This is a genomic window from Frigoribacterium sp. VKM Ac-1396 (assembly GCF_015350895.1).
GTDB lineage: Bacteria > Actinomycetota > Actinomycetes > Actinomycetales > Microbacteriaceae > Frigoribacterium.
This window is the reverse complement of record NZ_JADKSD010000002.1, coordinates 1,056,203-1,073,369: the sequence shown is the minus strand read 5'-3', so window position 1 is coordinate 1,073,369 and position 17,167 is coordinate 1,056,203. Positions and strand designations below refer to the sequence as shown.

The following is a 17,167-nucleotide window of genomic DNA, read 5'->3' as shown; positions in this document are numbered from 1 at the left end:
GGACGACGACGGTGCTGCGTGTTCACCCAACGGCCGACCGTGCGGCGCACGACCTGGCTGAAGGCGTGCGTGTCGCGCGTGCCGTTCTCGGCCGCCTCGGTGAGCGCCGCGATGATCTTCGGCTTGACGTCGTCGAACACGCGCTCGTCTTCGGCGAAGCCGCGCGACTGGATCTCGGGCCCGACGACGACGCGACCGGTGGACGCGTCCATCGCGATGAAGACCGAGATGAAGCCCTCTTCGCTCAGGATGCGTCGGTCCTTGAGGTCGGCGTCGGTGATCTCGCCCACGGTCGAGCCGTCGACGTAGACGTAACCGATGTCGAGCTGGCCGACGACCTTCGCGACTCCGTCGCGCAGGTCGACGACGATGCCGTCCTCACCGAGGATGGTGTTCTTCTGCGGCACGCCGGTCCGGACCGCGAGCGCCGCGTTCGCGTAGAGGTGACGGTGCTCGCCGTGGACGGGCATGACGTTCTTCGGCCGCAGGATGTTGTAGCAGTACAGCAGTTCGCCGGCGGATGCGTGACCCGAGACGTGCACCTTGGCGTTGCCCTTGTGGACGACCTTGGCGCCGAGCTTCGTGAGGCCGTCGATGACGCGGTACACCGCGTTCTCGTTGCCGGGGATCAGGCTCGACGCGAGGATGATGGTGTCGTCCGCGCCGATCTCGATCTGGTGCTCGAGGTTCGCCATGCGGGCCAGGACGGCCATGGGCTCACCCTGCGAGCCGGTGCTCATGTAGACGATGCGGTCGTCGGGGAGGTCCTTCGCCTTCTTGGCGTCGATGAGGACGCCGTCGGGCACCTTGAGGTAGCCCAGGTCGGCCGCGATGCCCATGTTGCGCACCATCGAACGGCCCATGAAGGCGACGCGACGGCCGTTGGCGTGTGCCGCGTCGAGCACCTGCTGGACGCGGTGCACGTGGCTGGAGAAGCTCGCGACGACCACGCGGCGGGGAGCCCTGCGGATCACGTCGTCGAGGACGGGCCCGATGTCACGCTCGAGCGCGGTGAACCCGGGCACGTCGGCGTTCGTCGAGTCGGGCAGGAACAGGTCGACGCCCTCTTCACCGAGGCGGGCGAACGCCCGGAGGTCGGTGATGCGGTCGTCGAGCGGCAGCTGGTCCATCTTGAAGTCGCCGGTGTGCAGCACGGTGCCCGCCGAGGTGCGGATGGCGACCGCCAGTGCGTCCGGGATGGAGTGGTTGACCGCGATGAACTCGAGGTCGTAGGGCCCGAGCGACTCACGCCCACCCTCTTTGACCGCGAGGGTGTAGGGCGTGATGCGGTGCTCCTTGAGCTTCGCCTCGATGAGGGCGAGCGTCAACTGCGAGCCGATCAGCGGGATGTCCTTGCGCAGGCGCAGCAGGTAGGGCACCGCGCCGATGTGGTCCTCGTGGCCGTGCGTGAGCACCACGGCGAGGATGTCGTCGAGGCGGTCACGGATGGGTGAGAAGTCCGGCAGGATCAGGTCGACGCCGGGCTGGTGCTCTTCGGGGAAGAGCACGCCGCAGTCGACGATCAGCAGTTTGCCGTCGATCTCGTAGACCGTCATGTTGCGGCCGATCTCGCCGAGCCCGCCGACGGGGATCACGCGGAGCGTGCCCTTGGCGAGTTCTCGGGGAGCGTGGATTGTCGTGGGCATCTGTTCCTTCGGTAGGGGTGGGGCTCGTGCCCCGGTGTGCGGGAGGACCGTGGGCCGACGTCGACGTCGGCGGGGATCAGCGGGTGGTGCCGTGAACCTTGGGCAGCGCACCGCCGGCCGCCGCGTTGCGGTCGGGCCGGAAGCGGCTGAGGTCGAGCCCGGGGATCGACCCGACGTGCGAGAGCTCGTCCTCGATCAGGGCGGCCTCGCTGTCTTCGGGGCCGACCAGGGGCAGCCGGACCCTCGGGCTCGAGATGCGCCCGAGGCCGTGCAGGATGTACTTGGCCGCGACGGTGCCGGGCACGTGGGTCATGACGGCGCGCACGAGGGGCTCGAGCAGCTGGTGGGCCTCGGTGGCCGTGTGCAGGTCGCCTGCGTTCACGGCGTCGACGATCGTGCGGTAGGGCGCCGCGGCGATGTTCGCGGTGACGCCGATCAGGCCCGAGGCACCGATGGCGAGGTGCGGCAGCACGTTCGCGTCGTCGCCCGAGAAGTAGAGCAGGTCGGTCTGGTTGAGCACCCGGCTGACCTCGGCGAAATCGCCCTTGGCGTCCTTGACGGCCACGATGTTGGGGTGCTTGGCGGCCCGCAGCAGGGTCTCGTACCTGATCGGGATGCCGGTGCGGCCCGGGATGTCGTACAAGATGACCGGCAGGTCGGTCGCGTCGGCGATCATGCGGAAGTGCGTCAGCACCCCGGCCTGGGTGGGCTTGTTGTAGTACGGGGTGACGATCATGACGCCGTCGGCGCCGGCCTTCTCGCTGGCCTTGTAGAGCTGGATCGCGTGTGCCGTCTCGTTCGACCCGCCGCCCGTGATGATCTTGGCCCGCCCCGCGGCCACCGACTTGCCGACCTCGACCAGGCGCAGCTTCTCGGGGTCGGTCAGCGTGCTGGTCTCACCCGTCGTGCCCGTGACGACGATGCCGTCGGCCCCTGCGGTGATGCAGTCGTCGATGTGCTTCTCGACGGCGGGCCAGTCGACCTCGCCGTCGGCGGTGAACGGCGTCACGAGGGCGACGAGGACCTGACCGAAGGGGTTGTTGATGTTCGACACGCCCTCCAGCGTACTGTCTCGCGTCGGCGCCGCCCTCCCCCGTGCCGTGCCCGGCGCCCCGTCAGGAGGCGCGAGCTGCGTCCCCGGGGACGGCCGTCAGGGAGCGACGCGCCCGTTCGCCCCGAACGCCGCGTAGGTGAGCGGCATGAGCTCGGCCCAGAGGTCTTCCATCTTCTCGGCGCACATCTCGATCTCGCGCTGCGGGAACGACGGGAAGTGGGTGCCCTCGCGCTTGGTGCGGAGGCTGAGGAAGTTCATCAGCGACCGCGCGTTCACGGTGACGTACATCGACGAGTAGATGTTGAGCGGGAGCACGATGCGGGCGACCTCGCGGGCGATGCCGGCGTCGAGCATGCGCTGGTAGGCCTCGAACGCCTGGGTCGAGGCGGCCCGGGTGGCCTCGTCGACGAGGGCGGACTGCTCGGGCGTCCCCGGCAGGAAGTCGTACGCACCGGGCTTGCCGACCTGCTGCAGGTTGCGCGTCGGGGCCGGCACGTAGAAGACCGGGTTCAGCTCGCGGTAGCGGCCGCTCTCTTCGTTGTAGCTGGCCATCCGGTGACGCATGAACTCACGGAACACGAAGATCGGCGCCTGCACGTAGAAGGTCATGGAGTTGTGCTCGAAGGGCGACCCGTGGCGGTCGCGCATCAGGTAGTTGATGAGCCCCGCACCCTTGGTGGCCTGGGCGCCGTCGGCGGAGGCCTGTGCACCGTCGAGGGTCAGCTCGCCCATCGTCGACACGCGGGCGGCGAACAGCACGTCGGAGTCGTGGGCACTCGAGCGCACCAGCTCGACGGTGACGTCGGAGCGGAACTCGGGGGTCTTGTCGGTGGGCACGGCGGCGGTGGCTTCGGTCTCGGGCACGGCGTCGACTCTACCTCTCGAGCCGTCGCCGAACCCTCCCTCGAGAGGAGCCGTCGACCGGGCCCGACGGCGAACGGCGGCCGCTCCCCCAGGGCCGCGGAATACGGTGTCCCCATGACCGACGCACTCACCGTCCTGATCTCCGGCGCCAGCGGCATGATCGGCTCCGAGCTGACCCGCCAACTGCGCGAGGCAGGGCACCGCCCGTTGTCGTTGGTGCGTCACGAACCCCGGGCCGAGGACGAGTTCACCTGGGTGCCGAGTGCCGGCATCGTCGACCACGACCTGATCGCCCGCGCGGACGCCGTCGTGAACCTGGCCGGCGCCTCCTTGGGTCGTCTGCCGTGGACGGCCGGGTACAAGCGCGACATCCTCGAGTCCCGCCTCGCCGCGACGTCGACACTCGTCGACGGCATGGCGGCCGCGTCGACGGCGCCGGCGACCTTCCTCAGCGGCTCGGCCGTGGGCGTCTACGGCGACCGTCCGGGCGAACGCCTGACCGAGGCGAGCGGCCGCGGCGAGGGGTTCCTCAGCGACGTCGTCGTCGCCTGGGAGGCCGCCGCCGAGAAGGCTCCCGAGGGCACCCGCGTCGTCACGCTGCGCACGGGCATCGTGATCGGACCCGGTGGAGGCGCGCTCAAGCCCCTGCTGCCCCTCACCAAGCTGGGCCTCGGTTCTCGACTCGGCTCCGGCGACCAGTTCTGGCCGTGGATCAGCCTGCACGACGAGGCCGCCGCGATCGTCCACCTGCTGACGTCGTCGGTCGAGGGGCCCGTGAACCTGGTCGGCCCGACGCCGGCGACGAGCGACCTGATAACGCGGACGTTGGCCGCCGACCTGCACCGGCCATACCTGCTCGGCGTGCCCGAAGTCGTCATCTCGACGGCCATGCAGGAGGCCGGGCGCGAGATGCTGCTGCCCAGCCAGCAGGTCGTGCCCGAGGTGCTCGAGCGCGACGGCTTCACGTTCCGGCACCGGACGGTCGAGCAGGCCCTGTCGGCCTTCGTCGACGCCCTCTGACCCGAGGGGGTCCTTTCGATCGTCACGCCGTCCCTGCGGGCTCAGCGGGTCGAGTCACGCCTCAAGGTGATCGCCCATCGCAGGGCCTGCCGGGCGCGACGGCGGTCACCGCACGCGTCGTAGGCCAACCCGAGCCGGAACCATGCGCGCCAGTCGTCGGGGTCCGCCTCGACTGCCTCTTTGTAGGCGGGGAAGGCCGCGTCGGCCGACTCGCGCTCGTAGCGTCCGGAGGCGCGGCGCGGCAGGTCGTCGACCGGCAGCTCGCCCTCGGACGCGAGTTGGCGGACGATGGCCTGCGTGCGCAGGCCGAAGCGCAGCTCGACCACGAGGGCGAACAGCCCCAGCAGCGGCAGGACGAGGAGCGCGACGCCGAGCGCGATCGCCACCGGCTCGCCGGTCGACACGAACAGCACGGCGCGCTGGCCCACCAGCACGACGTAGAGCAGCAGGAGCAGCGCCATCACCAGCGCCGCGGTACGACCCTTCACGAGTCGAGCGGCAGGACGGCGTCGAGCCCCACGACGACCCCGGTGACCCCCGGCGCGGCCGCGATCGCCACGCGGAGGCCCTGCTCGTAGGCGCGCTGCGAGAGCGTGTCGTGCGTGAGGGTGAGGGTCTCGCCCTCGCCGCCGAAGACGACCTCTTGCCGGGCGACGACGCCCCGGAGGCGCATGCTGTGGACGGGGACGCTCGCGACCTGCTGCCCCCTGGCCCGCTGGTCGGCATGCGGGGCGGAGACCGGACCGAGGTCGCGTCGGGCCTCGGCGATCAGCTCGGCCGTGCGGACGGCGGTGCCCGACGGCGAGTCGACCTTGCCCTGGTGGTGCGCCTCGACGATCTCGACGGACTCGTAGAAGCGTGCCGCGAGGGTCGCGAACCGGGTGGCGAGGACCGACCCGATCGAGAAGTTCGGAACGACGAGGACGCCGGGCCCGGCAGCATCGGCGACGATCGTCGAGAGTCTCGCCAGTCGCTCGGCGTTGTAGCCGGAGGTGCCCACGAGCACCGGGATGCCCGCGCGCACGACGTGCTCGACGATGCCCGGGCTGACCGCGGGGTGCGTGACGTCGACGACGAGGTCGGCTCCGAGGACGTCGTCGAGGTCGTCGCGCGACGACAGGCCCGCGTGGACCTCGAGACCCGGTGTGCGTTCGACGAGGTCGACGATGAACGAGCCGAGGGTGCCGGTGGCTCCCACCACGGCGATGCGCGAAGTCATGCGGTCCAACCTACCGGGGCCGACCGACGGGGACGCTGCGGGGGTCGCCGCCTCGACCTAGCATGGTGGGCATGCCCCGGTTCCGCGAGACGAGCGTCTCCACCCCCGATGCCGCAGCCCTCCTGACCGAGTACTTCACCGAGCGCGAGACCACGTTCCCCTCGGCTCAGGGCACCTACACGACCACCCTGCCCGACGCTTCCGCCTTCGTGCCGCCGGCGGGCGTGTTCGTCGTCGTGGACGCTGAGGGGGGCGATGCGAGCACCGACCACGAACCCGAGCCGGTGGCCTGCGGGGGCATCCGTCTGATCGCCCCGTCGGCGACCGGTGCCGTGCGGTACGAGGTCAAGCACCTCTACGTGCGCCCGGCGGGCCGGGGCCAGGGCCTGGGGCGTGCCCTCCTCGTCGAACTCGAGCGACGGGCCGGCGCGTTCGGGGCGGACGAGATCGTGCTCGACACCAACGATAGCCTGTCGGCAGCCGGCGGGCTGTACCGCAGCGCCGGTTACGCCACCGTCGAGCCGTACAACGCGAATCCGAACGCCACCACCTGGTACGGCAAGTCCGTCGTGGGGCGCGCCACGTCCGACACGCCCGGCTACGACGCCTGAGCCCCCCTGGGCCGGGGCCTCGCGCTCGAGCCGCCGAGGCCCGGCCGCCCGCCGCTCGGCGCCGGCGACCTGACCCCGAGGGGTCAGAAGGGCTGCTCGACCGGCAGGCCGGTGCGCAGCTCGACGGGCAGGTGGCCGAGGTCGTTGTGCGTCACGAGCTCGGGCGGCTTCGCCGACCGCACCCGGATGATGGTCAGCCCGGCGTTGGCCTGGTTGACGCCCATCCAGCGCCAGTCGGGGGCGCCGAAGACCTCTCTCACGAACCAGCCGAGGACGAAGTTGTGCGTGATCAGCAGGTCGTGCCGGTCCTCGCGGGCCGGGGTGAGCCACTCGGCGACCGCGTCGGCCATCTGGGCCTGACCGGCCTCGATCTGCTCGTCGGTGACGCCTCCGAAGAACGGCTTGTAGGACGACGGCATGTCGGACGTCGGCCCGGACGGCACGCAGTCGAACAGCAGGGTCGAGGGTTGCGACTCGAGGGCGGGCATGCGCTCGGTCATGATGGCAGCCGTCTCTTCCGCCCGTTCGAGCGGTGAGTGCCACGCCGCGTCGAACGGAACGCCGCCGAGTCGTTCGGCGAGGAGGCGCACCTGTCGCTTGCCACGCTCGCTGAGGGGGCCGTCGGGCAGACCGTGTTCGGCGTCCTGCTGTTCGCCGTGCCGGACGAGGTAGAGGTAGTGGGACACCGTCGTCTCCTGGTTCATCGTGTGGTGGCCCTCGACGTCGTCGTCGGGACCGTGAAGGTGGACTCGTCGACCTCGCCGACCACGACGGTCGACAGCGGGCCGGAGAGGAGCTGGGTGGCCAACGACCGGACGTCGTCGGACGTGACCGCGTCGATCCGGTCGAGGGACGCATCGAGGTCGACGAACTCGCCCGTCGAGATCTCGGCTCGTCCGAGGCGGTTCATGCGGGTGTCGCTGTCCTCGAGGGCCAGGGCGGCCGCTCCGCCCAGCTGGCCGAGGGCGCGCCGACGCTCGTCGTCGGTGATGCCGTCGGCGGCGAGGCCGGAGAGTTCGTGGAGCATCAGTCGCGCGACGTCACCGGCGTTCGCCGGGGTGCACCCTGCGTACAGACCGAACAGGCCCGCGTCCGAGTAGCTGGGCGCGAACGAGTAGACCGAGTAGGCGAGGCCGCGACGTTCGCGGATCTCTTGGAAAAGGCGGGACGACATGCCCCCGCCGAGCACCGAGTTCAGGACGGCCAGGGCGGGTCGGCGGTCGTCACCCACCGAGATCCCCGGCAGGCCGAGCAGCACGGTCGCCTGTTCGAGAGGGCGGCGGACGACCTGCACCGGTTCGCCTGCCACGAGGTCGACGGGAGAGTCGTCACGCCGAGGCACCGGCGAGCCGGCGTCGTCGGGCCAGCCGGCCCGGTCGAGTGCGGCCGTCAGCCGGTCGAGGGCTCGGTCGTGGTCGACGGCACCGGCGATCGACACGACGAGGTCTCGGGAGCGGTAGTTCGCCCGGTAGTGCCGGTCGACGTCGTCACGGACCGCAGCCCGGATGCTCTCGGGAGAACCACCGATCGGCCGTCCGAGGGGGTGGTCGCCGAAGACGGACTCGAACAAGCGCTCGCCGGCCATGTCGGCCGGATCGTCGTCGGCCATGGCCAGCTCTTCGAGGATCACGCCGCGCTCGGTCTCGAACTCGACCGGGTCGAGCGTCGACGACGTCACCATGTCGGTGAGCACGTCGATCGCGTCGTCGAGGTCGACGTCCCGCACGCGGGCGTAGTAGCAGGTGTACTCCTTGGCCGTCGCGGCGTTGTGCTCACCCCCCACCGACTCGAACGAGACGGCGATGTCGAGTGCGGACCGGGTCGGGGTGCCCTTGAACAGGAGGTGCTCGAGGAAGTGGGTCGACCCCCGGTCCGCCTCGGACTCGTCGCGCGACCCGACGGCAACCCAGAGGCCGATGGTCGTGCTGCGTGCGCCCGGCATGCGCTCGCTGAGGACGCGGACGCCGGAGGGCAGCACGCTGCGCCTCACGAGCGCATCGCCCGTGGCGCGGAAGGAGATCTCGACCTCGTCGAGGGGGAAGGAGACAGGGCCGTTCATCAGGTCGAGCCTAGGCGACCCCGCCTGTTGTCGTCCGTGTGCCGCTCGGAGCGCCTGACACCCGAACTGGGGGACGATGATGAGGACAAACAGACGACTCTGTTTGTCCTCACCGGTGTTAGAGTCGTGTCACCGACGACGACCCCACCCCCTGATGGCCGTCGTCGGCGGCTGGTCGGACGTCTCGAGGTCCGGAGCGCGCGTCCCCCACGCGGTTTCAAGCCGAGACGTCCCAAGGAGCCACGCTGTGACGGTCGATTCCCCCCAACCGGCCGTCCAGCGTCTCCCTGGCCGTCCCCGTGCCGACTCTCCCGTCCCCGGCGCCCGCGCCCGCGTCCTCACCACCGCCGGGCGGCTCTTCTACGACGAGGGCGTCCGGGTCGTGGGCGTCGACCGCCTGATCGCCGAGTCCTCGGTGACCAAAGCCACGTTCTACAAGCACTTCGGTGCCAAAGACACGCTCGTGCTCGAGTACCTCGCCGCTCGACACGATCTCGAGGCGGCCGAGCTGACCTCGCTGAGCGACGCCCACGGCGGCGGGCGCGCCACGCTCGAGGCGTATCTCGAGATCGTCGTCGCGCGCCTCCTGACGGTGTCGTTCCGCGGCTCGGCCTTCGCGAACGCGGCGTCGGAGTTCAGCGATCCGACCCACCCCGTGCGTCTCGCCATCGAAGAGCACCGCGAGTGGCTGAGGTACGAGATGGTCTCCCTCTTCAAGGCCGCCGGGCACCCGATGCCGGGCGACGCCGCCGACGACCTCGTCCTGGCTCTCGACGGCGCCCAGGTCGGCGCTTACGCCGGTGACGCCATCGCCGCTGCCGCAGCGCTCCGTCGCTCGGCCGGGCGACTCCTCGAGGCCTAGCCACACGGCCCGGTCGCCTCCGTCAGGCGGAGGCACGCGTCAGCTCGGCACCGCCGTCCTGCTGCCGCCGTACCTGCCTGCCTCGTCGGCCGGGTTCGAACCTGCGACGGGTCGGACCGTGTCGAGGGGAGGGTCCTGTCACACCCCGGTCTGCATCAGGCCGAGGCCCGGTCGAGGTCGAGCACCTGGTTCCGCGTCAGTTGGACCCGCGCGGCCTGCGCCAGCTCGTAGACCTGCTTGGCGTTCGTGGCGCTCGCCACGGGTGCCACGACGTTCGGCTTGGCGAGGAGCCAGGCGAGAGCGATGGCCGCACTCGAGACCTCGTGGACCGAGGCGATGCGGTCGAGCTCGTGCACGACCTTGAGGCCACGCTTCGACAGGTACTTGGCCAGGACCCGACGTCGCGGGCTGTGGGCGAAGTCGGAACGCGAGCGGTACTTGCCCGTCAGGAAGCCGCTGGCGAGGGCGAATCGCGGCATGACGGCCAGTCGCTGCTGCGCGGCCACGTGCGCGAGGCCCTTCTCGTACTCGGACCGGTCGAGGAGGTTGTACTGGTTCTGCAGGGCGACCATCGGCGCGATGCCGAGCATGCCCGCGGCGATGCGCGCCTCGTAGAGACGGTTGCCGGAGTGGTGCGACCCACCGAACCATCGGACCTTGCCCACCCGGATGAGGTGGTCGACGGCCAGCAACGTGCGCTCGAAGGCCACGTCGGTGTCGTCGACGTGGAGGTACAAGAGGTCGATTCGGTCGGTGCCGAGCCGCTCGAGCGACGCGTCGACGGCCCGCTCGATCGCCCGGGGGGTCAGCCCGGGGTTGTCGGCGCTCTTGCCGACCTTGGTCGAGACGACCATGTCATCGCGCGAGCGACGGGAGCGCATCCACGACCCGATCATGATCTCGCTGCGGCCACCGGCGTACGAGTCGGCTGTGTCGACGAAGTTGCCACCGAGGTCGAAGTAGGCGTCGAGGACGGACGTCGTCTCTGCCTGATCGGCCGTCCAACCGAAGACGTTGCCCCCGAGAGCCAGGGGGAAGACCCTGAGGTCGGAGACGCCGAGGCGACGCCGGGGCTGGATGATGCCGAGGTCGACGGGCACGGTCGGCAGCGCGAGCGAGGCGCGTTCCGCCCTGCTCGCGGCGAAGTCGGACGTGGCAGACCGCGCGAGCTCCGCCGTCGTCTCGGTCACGCCGTCCCCTTCTCGTCGCGAACCCCCGATGCGACTCTGTGCGATCGCATGGGGTATGGTTCGCCCTCCGCGATCAAGAATACGACCACGTGCCCTGTTTCCGCCGCTGCCGCACCCAATCGTTACGCCGTGTCGCCGCCCCGGTCCGGGGGACGCGACCCGCGCCTCCTCGTCGACGACGTCGCACGTGCCTCGCTCGGTCCTCCGCCGCTGTCGGCACCTCAGGAGAACGCCGGCCCGGCGGGGCCCTGGGAGGCGCGAGGCAGCCGAACTCCTGAGTTGCCGACCCGGCAGGGCAGCGCGCCTGCCGGACGGCGTGCAGACCGGCGGGCAACTCAGGAGAACGACGCACTGCAGGGCGCCAGGGAGGCGCGAGGCAGCCGAACTCCTGAGTTGCCGACCCGCAGGGCAGCGCGCCTGCCGGACGGCGTGCAGACCGGCGGACAACTCAGGAGAACGACGCACTGCAGGGCGCCAGGGAGGCGCGAGGCAGCCGAACTCCTGAGTTGCCGACCCGGCCGGGCAGCATGCGGGCAGGGCGGCGTGCCTGCAGGGCGAGCGGGTAACTCAGGTAGAGGACGCGCTTCGGGGCGCGAGGGAGGCGCGGGGCGGCCGATCTCCTGAGTTGCCGACCCTGCAGGGCGTCCGGAACACCAAGAACGGAGACGACGCCGGGCGGGGGGACGGCGGAAGGCCCGCCCCGACCGAGGTCGGGGCGGGCCCTTCGTGACGTGCTGACTACGCGTCGACGGACTCGTCGGTCGACTCTTCGGTCGCTCCGCTCGAGTCGGTGTCGGCCTCGTCGGCCACGACCGGGGCGAGCGAGAGCTTGCCGCGGTCGTCGATCTTGGTGATCTCGACGAGGACCTTCTGGCCGACGCCGAGGACGTCCTCGACGTTCTCGACCCGCTTGCCACCGGCGAGCTTGCGGACCTCGCTGATGTGCAGCAGGCCGTCCTTGCCGGGGAGGAGCGAGACGAACGCACCGAACGACGCGATCTTGACGACCGTGCCGAGGAACTGCTCGCCGATCTCGGGGTTGGTCGGGTTGGCGATCGCGTTGACCTGGGCGCGGGCGGCCTCGGCCGAGGGGCCGTCGACGGCGCCGATGTAGACGGTGCCGTCTTCTTCGATGCTGATGTCGGCGCCGGTCTCGTCCTGGATCGCGTTGATCGTCTTGCCCTTGGGGCCGATCAGCTCACCGATCTTGTCTTGCGGGATCTGGACCGAGATCACGCGGGGCGCGGTCGGGGCCATCTCGTCGGGAGCGTCGATCGCCGAGTTGAGCACGCCGAGGATCGCGGTGCGAGCCTCTTTGGCCTGCTTCAGGGCTGCGTCGAGCACGGCGGTCGGCAGACCGTCGAGCTTGGTGTCGAGCTGGATCGCCGTGACGAACTCGCTCGTGCCCGCGACCTTGAAGTCCATGTCGCCCAGGGCGTCCTCGGCTCCGAGGATGTCGGTCAGGGCCGCGTAGCGGGTCTGACCGTCGACCGTGTCGGAGACGAGGCCCATGGCGATGCCGGCGACGGGGGCCTTGAGGGGCACACCGGCGTTCAGCAGCGACAGGGTCGAGGCGCAGACCGAACCCATCGAGGTCGAGCCGTTCGACCCGAGGGCCTCGGAGACCTGACGGATGGCGTAGGGGAACTCGTCACGGCTGGGCAGCACCGGCACGAGGGCGCGCTCGGCGAGGAAGCCGTGCCCGATCTCGCGACGCTTCGGCGAACCGACGCGGCCGGTCTCACCGGTCGAGTACGGCGGGAAGTTGTAGTGGTGCAGGTAACGCTTCTTGGTGACCGGGCTCAACGAGTCGATCTGCTGCTCCATCTTGAGCATGTTCAGCGTGGTGACGCCCATGATCTGGGTCTCGCCGCGCTGGAAGATGGCCGAGCCGTGCACGCGCGGGATGACCTGCACCTCGGCGTCGAGCGGACGGATGTCGGCGAGACCGCGACCGTCCATGCGGATCTGCTCGGTGAGGATGCGGTCGCGGACGACCTTCTTCGTCGCCGACTTGTAGGCGGCGCCGACCTGGCCGAGGGCCGTGTCGGGCAGCTCGCCCGCCTCGACCTTGGCGGCGACGGCGTCCTTGACGCGCGACTTCAGGGCGTCGTCGGCGTCCTGGCGCTCGATCTTGCCGGCGATCTTGTAGACCTCGGCGAGCTCGGTGCCGGCGGCGGCCGTGACGGCCTCGAGCACCTCGTCGGTGTAGGGCAGGAAGACCGGGTAGTCCGCGATCTCTTTCGAGGCCTGCGCGGCCATCGCGGCCTGGGCGTCGACGAGCTGCTTGAGGAAGGGCTTCGCGGCCTCGAGGCCCTGGGCCACGATCGCCTCGTCGGGCTTGGTGGCGCCGCCCTGGATGAGGCCCCAGGCGTGCTCGGTGGCCTCGGCCTCGACCATCATGATCGCGACGTCCTCGTTGCCGGCGGCGTCGGTGACGACACGGCCCGCGACGGTGAGGTCGAACACGGCGTCGGCCAGCTGGCTGGCCTTGGGGAACGCGACCCACTGGTCACCGATCAGCGCGAGGCGGACGCCGGCGATCGGGCCGGAGAACGGCAGGCCCGAGATCTGGGTGGAGGCGCTGGCCGCGTTGATGGCCAGAGCGTCGTAGAACTCGTCGGGAGCGATGCTCAGCACCGTGATGACGACCTGGACCTCGTTGCGCAGGCCCTCGACGAACGAGGGACGCAGGGGCCGGTCGATGAGACGGCAGACGAGGATGGCCTCGGTCGAGGGACGACCCTCGCGACGGAAGAACGAACCGGGGATCTTGCCCGCGGCGTACGAGCGCTCTTCGACGTCGATGGTGAGCGGGAAGAAGTCGAAGTTGTCCTTCGGCTTCTTGCTGGCGCTCGTGGCCGACAAGAGCATGGTGTCTTCGTCGAGGTAGGCAGCGACGGCTCCCTGAGCCTGCTGGGCGAGACGACCGGTCTCGAATCGGATGGTGCGCTTGCCGAACTTGCCGTTGTCGAGGACGGCTTCGCCGAACTTGATCTCTGGACCCTCCATGTGGGGGCTACTCCTCTTTGTTTTGCATCGAGGCCCCGTGTGGGCATCGATGTGTACCGGGAGCGGGCGGCGTGGACGGCATGACGACATGCACGTGCAGCAACGCGACGGAGGCGGTGGCACGTCTGGCCAACAGTAGAAACGGTCGGACCCCGCACCCGACCCGGACGCTCGGCGTCGGTCGGGGCATTCCGCCTGTCACCACCGGTGACCAGCAGCCGTACCGGCCTGCTCCGAGCGCGATCCTAGCACCCGCACCCTCCAGCCCGGGGGTGCGCCCGACGGGTGTCGCCCGGACGGGGAGGCGCGGTGCGGGGAGGACGACGTTAGGGTCGTTCACATGCGTGCTCACGACAGGTCCGGCCGTGGTCGCAGCGCGAGCCGCCTCGCGGTGGCGACCGGCGCCTCCTCGGCCCTCGTGCTGGCGCTGCTCGTGGCGCCGACGGCCGCGTCGGCGGCGGGGTACCCGACCTGGGCCCAGGTCGAGGCCGCGAAGGGGAACGCCGCGGCGACCGAGGCGCAGGTCGACCTGATCGACGCGTCGCTCGACAGCCTCGAGAAGGCGGCGTCCGACCGCAGCGACGAGGCCGTGCTGGCCGACCAGGCGAACCTGATGGCGCAGGCCGAGCTGGCCGCGGCCTCGCAGCGGGCCGACGAGCTGTCCGCCGACGCCGAGCGAGCCCGCGCCGGCGCCGACACCGCGCAGCGGGAGGCCGGCCAACTCGCGGGCAGCCTGTTCCGGACGGGCGGCACGAGCACGATGGGCACGGACCTCTTCACCTCACCCGACCCGGGGGCCGCGCTCTACCAGCTCGGGTCGCTCACCCAGCTCGGCGACCGCTGGCAGACGGTGTTGGCCGACGCCACGACGGCGAGCAACACCGTGTCGTCGCTCAGCGACCAGGCGGCCACCGCGGCCGAACGCCGGGACGCGCTCGCCCGCGACGCCCAGGAGACGGCCGACCAGGCGTCGGCCGCGCAGGCGAGCGCCGACGCCGAGGTCGCCAGCGCGACGCAGCGCTCGTCCGACCTCTACGCCCAGCTCGCCGCCCTCAACGACTCGACCGCCGAGCTCGAGCAGCAGTACCGGACGGGAGTCGCGGCCGAGCAGGCGTTCGCCGCCCAACAGGCGGCAGCACAGGCCCAGGCGGCGGCCGCGAAGGCGCCGTCGGGCTCGTCCGGCGCGTCAGGATCGTCTGGCGGCGGATCGTCGGGCGGCGGCGGATCGTCCGGGGGCGCGACTCCCGGGTCGGGGGGCGGCGCGGGCACGACTCCCCCGGCGGGCGCGGTCAACGACCCGGCCGGCGCGAAGGCCTACGCCGCGACCAAGGTCGGCACCGGTGCCGAGTACACCTGCCTCGTGCAGCTCTGGAACAAGGAGTCGGGCTGGCGCACGAACGCCAGCAACCCCTCGAGCGGTGCCTACGGCATCCCCCAGTCGTTGCCCGGCAACAAGATGGCCTCGTTCGGGCTCGACTGGCAGACGAACTACCGCACCCAGGTGAACTGGGGCATCTCGTACATCCAGAGCAGCTACGGCACGATGTGCTCCGCCTGGGCGCACTCGGTCGCGCACAACTGGTACTGAGGGCCGCCGGGCCGGGTGGGCCGGGCAGGCCGGGCAGGTCGGGCGTCCCGGTCGGGCTGCGGCGGTGTCCCATGGTCGTCCCCCGCCCGCCGGGCCACCTCGCCGGACGTGAGAACGGCCCCCTCGGCGTGCAGCCGGAGCTGCGTGCGGAGGGGGCCGTCGTCGAGACGCCAGGAGCGCGAGGACTAGCGGCGCAGGCCCAGGCGGCCGATCAGCGTGCGGTAACGCTCGATGTCGACCTTCGACAGGTAGCCGAGCAGGCGACGGCGCTGGCCGACGAGCAGCAGCAGGCCACGACGCGAGTGGTGGTCGTGCTTGTGCTCTTTGAGGTGCTCGGTCAGGTCGAGGATGCGCTGCGTCATCACGGCGATCTGGACCTCGGGGGATCCGGTGTCGCCGGGGTGGGTCGCGTATTCTTCGATGATCCGGGTCTTGACGTCAGGTGCGAGTGCCATTCGGGGATCCCCTTTCAGTTCGTTGCGCGGTGCTCGTCACCGGATGTGCGAGCTCTCTTTCTCCGCGGCCGTTCAGACGGCAACCTGAGGAGCCTACCAGACGGGCGACGCCGACCCCTGTCGTGGTCGGCCCCGACCGCGACGCCGTCGGGGCAGCACGAGGCCGACGAACGCCGCGCCGATCGCGGCCCCGAGGGTGTTCATCACGAGGTCCTGGGGGTCGGAGAAGCGCGTCGCCGACAGATACGTCGCCTGGTAGGTCTCGATGCCGACCGTCGCCGCGAAGCCGACCACGATGCCGACCCACCAGAACCGCTTGGGCAGCAGCAGCGCGGGGAACATGCCCATCGGCACGAACATCGCGACGTTCGCCGCCGCCTCGACGCGCGCGAAGGTGATCCACGAGGTCTCGTCGTGCCGGGCGAAGACGTCGAGGGCCCGCCAGAGCAGGGCGCCCGTGTTCGCGTCGTAGACGCTCGGGCGCAGGGTCATCCACGCGACCCCGGCGAGGTAGACGAGGGTGAGCAGGAGGAGGACGGCGCGACGCATCCCTCCATGGTGCGGCACGGGTGCGTGGGAGGACGCCCGGAACGCCCGAAGATCAACCCAGAGGACGACCCGCCCCGCGAGCGGACGCGGACGAGCCGGGGAGGCGCGGTGTCGGACCGCGCGCACCGCGCCTCCTAGGCTCGTCGGGTGGACGCACTCACCGACCTCTGGGCCCGGATCAGCCAGCTCGCCGCTCCCCTGCCCGGTTCGTGGCTGCTCGCGAGCGTCGCCGCGGGCCTGCTGCTCGTGCTGCTGCCGGGCACCTGGCACACCGTGCGGCACGCCGTCACCGTCGTGCACGAGGGCGGGCACGGGCTCGCGGCCGTGCTGACGGGCCGACGACTGACGGGCATCCGGCTGCACTCGGACACCTCGGGGCTGACGGTGTCGAAGGGGCCCCGCACCGGGCCCGGCATGGTCGTCACGCTGCTGGCCGGCTACACGGCACCGGCGATCGCGGCGCTCGGCGCGGCCTGGCTGCTCTCGGCGGGTTACGCCGCGGGACTGCTCTGGGCACTGTTGCTGCTGCTCGCGCTGATGCTCGTGCAGATCCGCAACTGGTTCGGCCTCTGGGTGGTGCTGCTCGGCGCCGCCCTGGTGGTCGCCGTGACGTTCTTCGCGTCGCCGACCTGGCAGGCGGTGTTCGGACTGGTCGTGACGTCGGTGCTCGGGTTCGGCGCGCTGCGGGCGTCGCTCGAGCTGCAGCGGAGCCGACGACGCTCGCGCTCGACCGCCTCGGATGCCGACCAGCTCGCCGGGTTGACCCGGGTGCCGGGCGTCGTCTGGGTCGGGGTGTTCGTGCTGGTGGCGCTCGCGTGCCTTCTGGGCGGCGCCGGACTGCTCTTCCCCGGGGCGCTCGAGGCTGCTCGCTCGTTCGCCTGACGCCGGGCGGGCCCGGCGTCAGGCGGGGGCGGACGAGAGGGCGTGGACGGGGACGTGGCCCTCGAGGCGGGCGCGCCCGTCGAGGCCGTCGAGCTCGAGCAGGACGGCGACGCCGGCCACGACGTAGCCCGCGCGTTCGAGCAGGGTGACGGTCGC

16 protein-coding genes are annotated in these 17,167 nt (G+C 71.0%); 5 read left to right on the top strand and 11 right to left on the bottom strand.

Annotated elements, in window-relative coordinates:
- The 3 genes from ITJ55_RS12060 to thyX all read right to left on the bottom strand — a co-directional run.
- On the bottom strand, nt 1–1,646 hold a 1,646-nt coding region (locus ITJ55_RS12060; protein WP_157490276.1), incomplete at its 3' end, for a ribonuclease J.
- A gap of 76 nt (nt 1,647–1,722) precedes the next feature.
- A complete protein-coding gene (dapA, locus tag ITJ55_RS12055; RefSeq protein WP_194595527.1) occupies nt 1,723–2,700 on the bottom strand; it encodes a 4-hydroxy-tetrahydrodipicolinate synthase in 978 nt (325 codons plus the stop codon).
- A 96-nt stretch (nt 2,701–2,796) separates the two neighbouring features.
- The gene (gene thyX / locus ITJ55_RS12050; protein ID WP_370544143.1) at nt 2,797–3,564 is read right to left on the bottom strand and encodes an FAD-dependent thymidylate synthase; all 768 of its coding nucleotides are present in this window, start codon (nt 3,562–3,564) and stop codon (nt 2,797–2,799) included.
- A gap of 114 nt (nt 3,565–3,678) precedes the next feature.
- On the opposite strand from thyX, the gene ITJ55_RS12045 reads away from it, so the two are divergent.
- Entirely contained in the window at nt 3,679–4,584 is a 906-nt protein-coding gene (locus ITJ55_RS12045; protein WP_194595526.1) for a TIGR01777 family oxidoreductase, read from the top strand.
- Nucleotides 4,585–4,625: 41 nt separating this feature from the next.
- Here ITJ55_RS12045 and ITJ55_RS16050 read toward each other — a convergent pair whose 3' ends face one another.
- Nucleotides 4,626–5,072 (bottom strand): tetratricopeptide repeat protein, encoded by a 447-nt coding sequence (locus ITJ55_RS16050; RefSeq protein ID WP_370544142.1) that lies wholly within the window; start codon nt 5,070–5,072, stop codon nt 4,626–4,628.
- On the bottom strand, nt 5,069–5,803 hold the full coding sequence (dapB, locus tag ITJ55_RS12040; RefSeq protein ID WP_228498144.1) for a 4-hydroxy-tetrahydrodipicolinate reductase: 735 nt from the start codon (nt 5,801–5,803) through the stop codon (nt 5,069–5,071). The genes ITJ55_RS16050 and dapB overlap by 4 nt, the downstream gene beginning before the upstream one ends.
- Before the next feature lie 71 nt (nt 5,804–5,874).
- Here dapB and ITJ55_RS12035 point away from each other — a divergent pair, with 71 nt between their 5' ends.
- Nucleotides 5,875–6,414: a GNAT family N-acetyltransferase gene (locus ITJ55_RS12035; protein ID WP_194595525.1), complete on the top strand. Its 540-nt coding sequence runs from the start codon at nt 5,875–5,877 to the stop codon at nt 6,412–6,414.
- Between the two features lie 83 nt (nt 6,415–6,497).
- Here ITJ55_RS12035 and ITJ55_RS12030 read toward each other — a convergent pair whose 3' ends face one another.
- A complete protein-coding gene (locus ITJ55_RS12030) occupies nt 6,498–7,100 on the bottom strand; it encodes a histidine phosphatase family protein (RefSeq protein WP_194595524.1) in 603 nt (200 codons plus the stop codon).
- A 14-nt stretch (nt 7,101–7,114) separates the two neighbouring features.
- Nucleotides 7,115–8,473 (bottom strand): pitrilysin family protein, encoded by a 1,359-nt coding sequence (locus tag ITJ55_RS12025; RefSeq protein ID WP_194595523.1) that lies wholly within the window; start codon nt 8,471–8,473, stop codon nt 7,115–7,117.
- 247 nt (nt 8,474–8,720) lie between these two features.
- Between ITJ55_RS12025 and ITJ55_RS12020 the strand changes: the two genes are divergently transcribed.
- The gene (locus ITJ55_RS12020) at nt 8,721–9,335 is read left to right on the top strand and encodes a TetR/AcrR family transcriptional regulator (RefSeq protein ID WP_194595522.1); all 615 of its coding nucleotides are present in this window, start codon (nt 8,721–8,723) and stop codon (nt 9,333–9,335) included.
- Nucleotides 9,336–9,490: 155 nt separating this feature from the next.
- On the opposite strand, the gene ITJ55_RS12015 is transcribed toward ITJ55_RS12020, so the two are convergent.
- Nucleotides 9,491–10,525 (bottom strand): aldo/keto reductase, encoded by a 1,035-nt coding sequence (locus tag ITJ55_RS12015; protein WP_370544141.1) that lies wholly within the window; start codon nt 10,523–10,525, stop codon nt 9,491–9,493.
- Nucleotides 10,526–11,263: 738 nt separating this feature from the next.
- On the bottom strand, nt 11,264–13,537 hold the full coding sequence (locus ITJ55_RS12010) for a polyribonucleotide nucleotidyltransferase (protein WP_194595521.1): 2,274 nt from the start codon (nt 13,535–13,537) through the stop codon (nt 11,264–11,266).
- 340 nt (nt 13,538–13,877) lie between these two features.
- Between ITJ55_RS12010 and ITJ55_RS12005 the strand changes: the two genes are divergently transcribed.
- Nucleotides 13,878–15,125, top strand: a complete 1,248-nt coding sequence (locus tag ITJ55_RS12005) for a hypothetical protein (RefSeq protein ID WP_194595520.1) — start codon at nt 13,878–13,880, stop codon at nt 15,123–15,125.
- A gap of 185 nt (nt 15,126–15,310) precedes the next feature.
- Here ITJ55_RS12005 and rpsO read toward each other — a convergent pair whose 3' ends face one another.
- Both rpsO and ITJ55_RS11995 read right to left on the bottom strand, forming a co-directional pair.
- Nucleotides 15,311–15,580, bottom strand: coding sequence for a 30S ribosomal protein S15 (rpsO, locus tag ITJ55_RS12000; protein WP_056262814.1), 270 nt, complete (start codon nt 15,578–15,580; stop codon nt 15,311–15,313).
- A gap of 93 nt (nt 15,581–15,673) precedes the next feature.
- Nucleotides 15,674–16,129, bottom strand: coding sequence for a VanZ family protein (locus tag ITJ55_RS11995; RefSeq protein ID WP_194595519.1), 456 nt, complete (start codon nt 16,127–16,129; stop codon nt 15,674–15,676).
- A gap of 147 nt (nt 16,130–16,276) precedes the next feature.
- Here ITJ55_RS11995 and ITJ55_RS11990 point away from each other — a divergent pair, with 147 nt between their 5' ends.
- Entirely contained in the window at nt 16,277–17,011 is a 735-nt protein-coding gene (locus ITJ55_RS11990; protein ID WP_194595518.1) for a M50 family metallopeptidase, read from the top strand.
- The last annotated feature ends 156 nt before the right edge of the window (nt 17,012–17,167 follow it).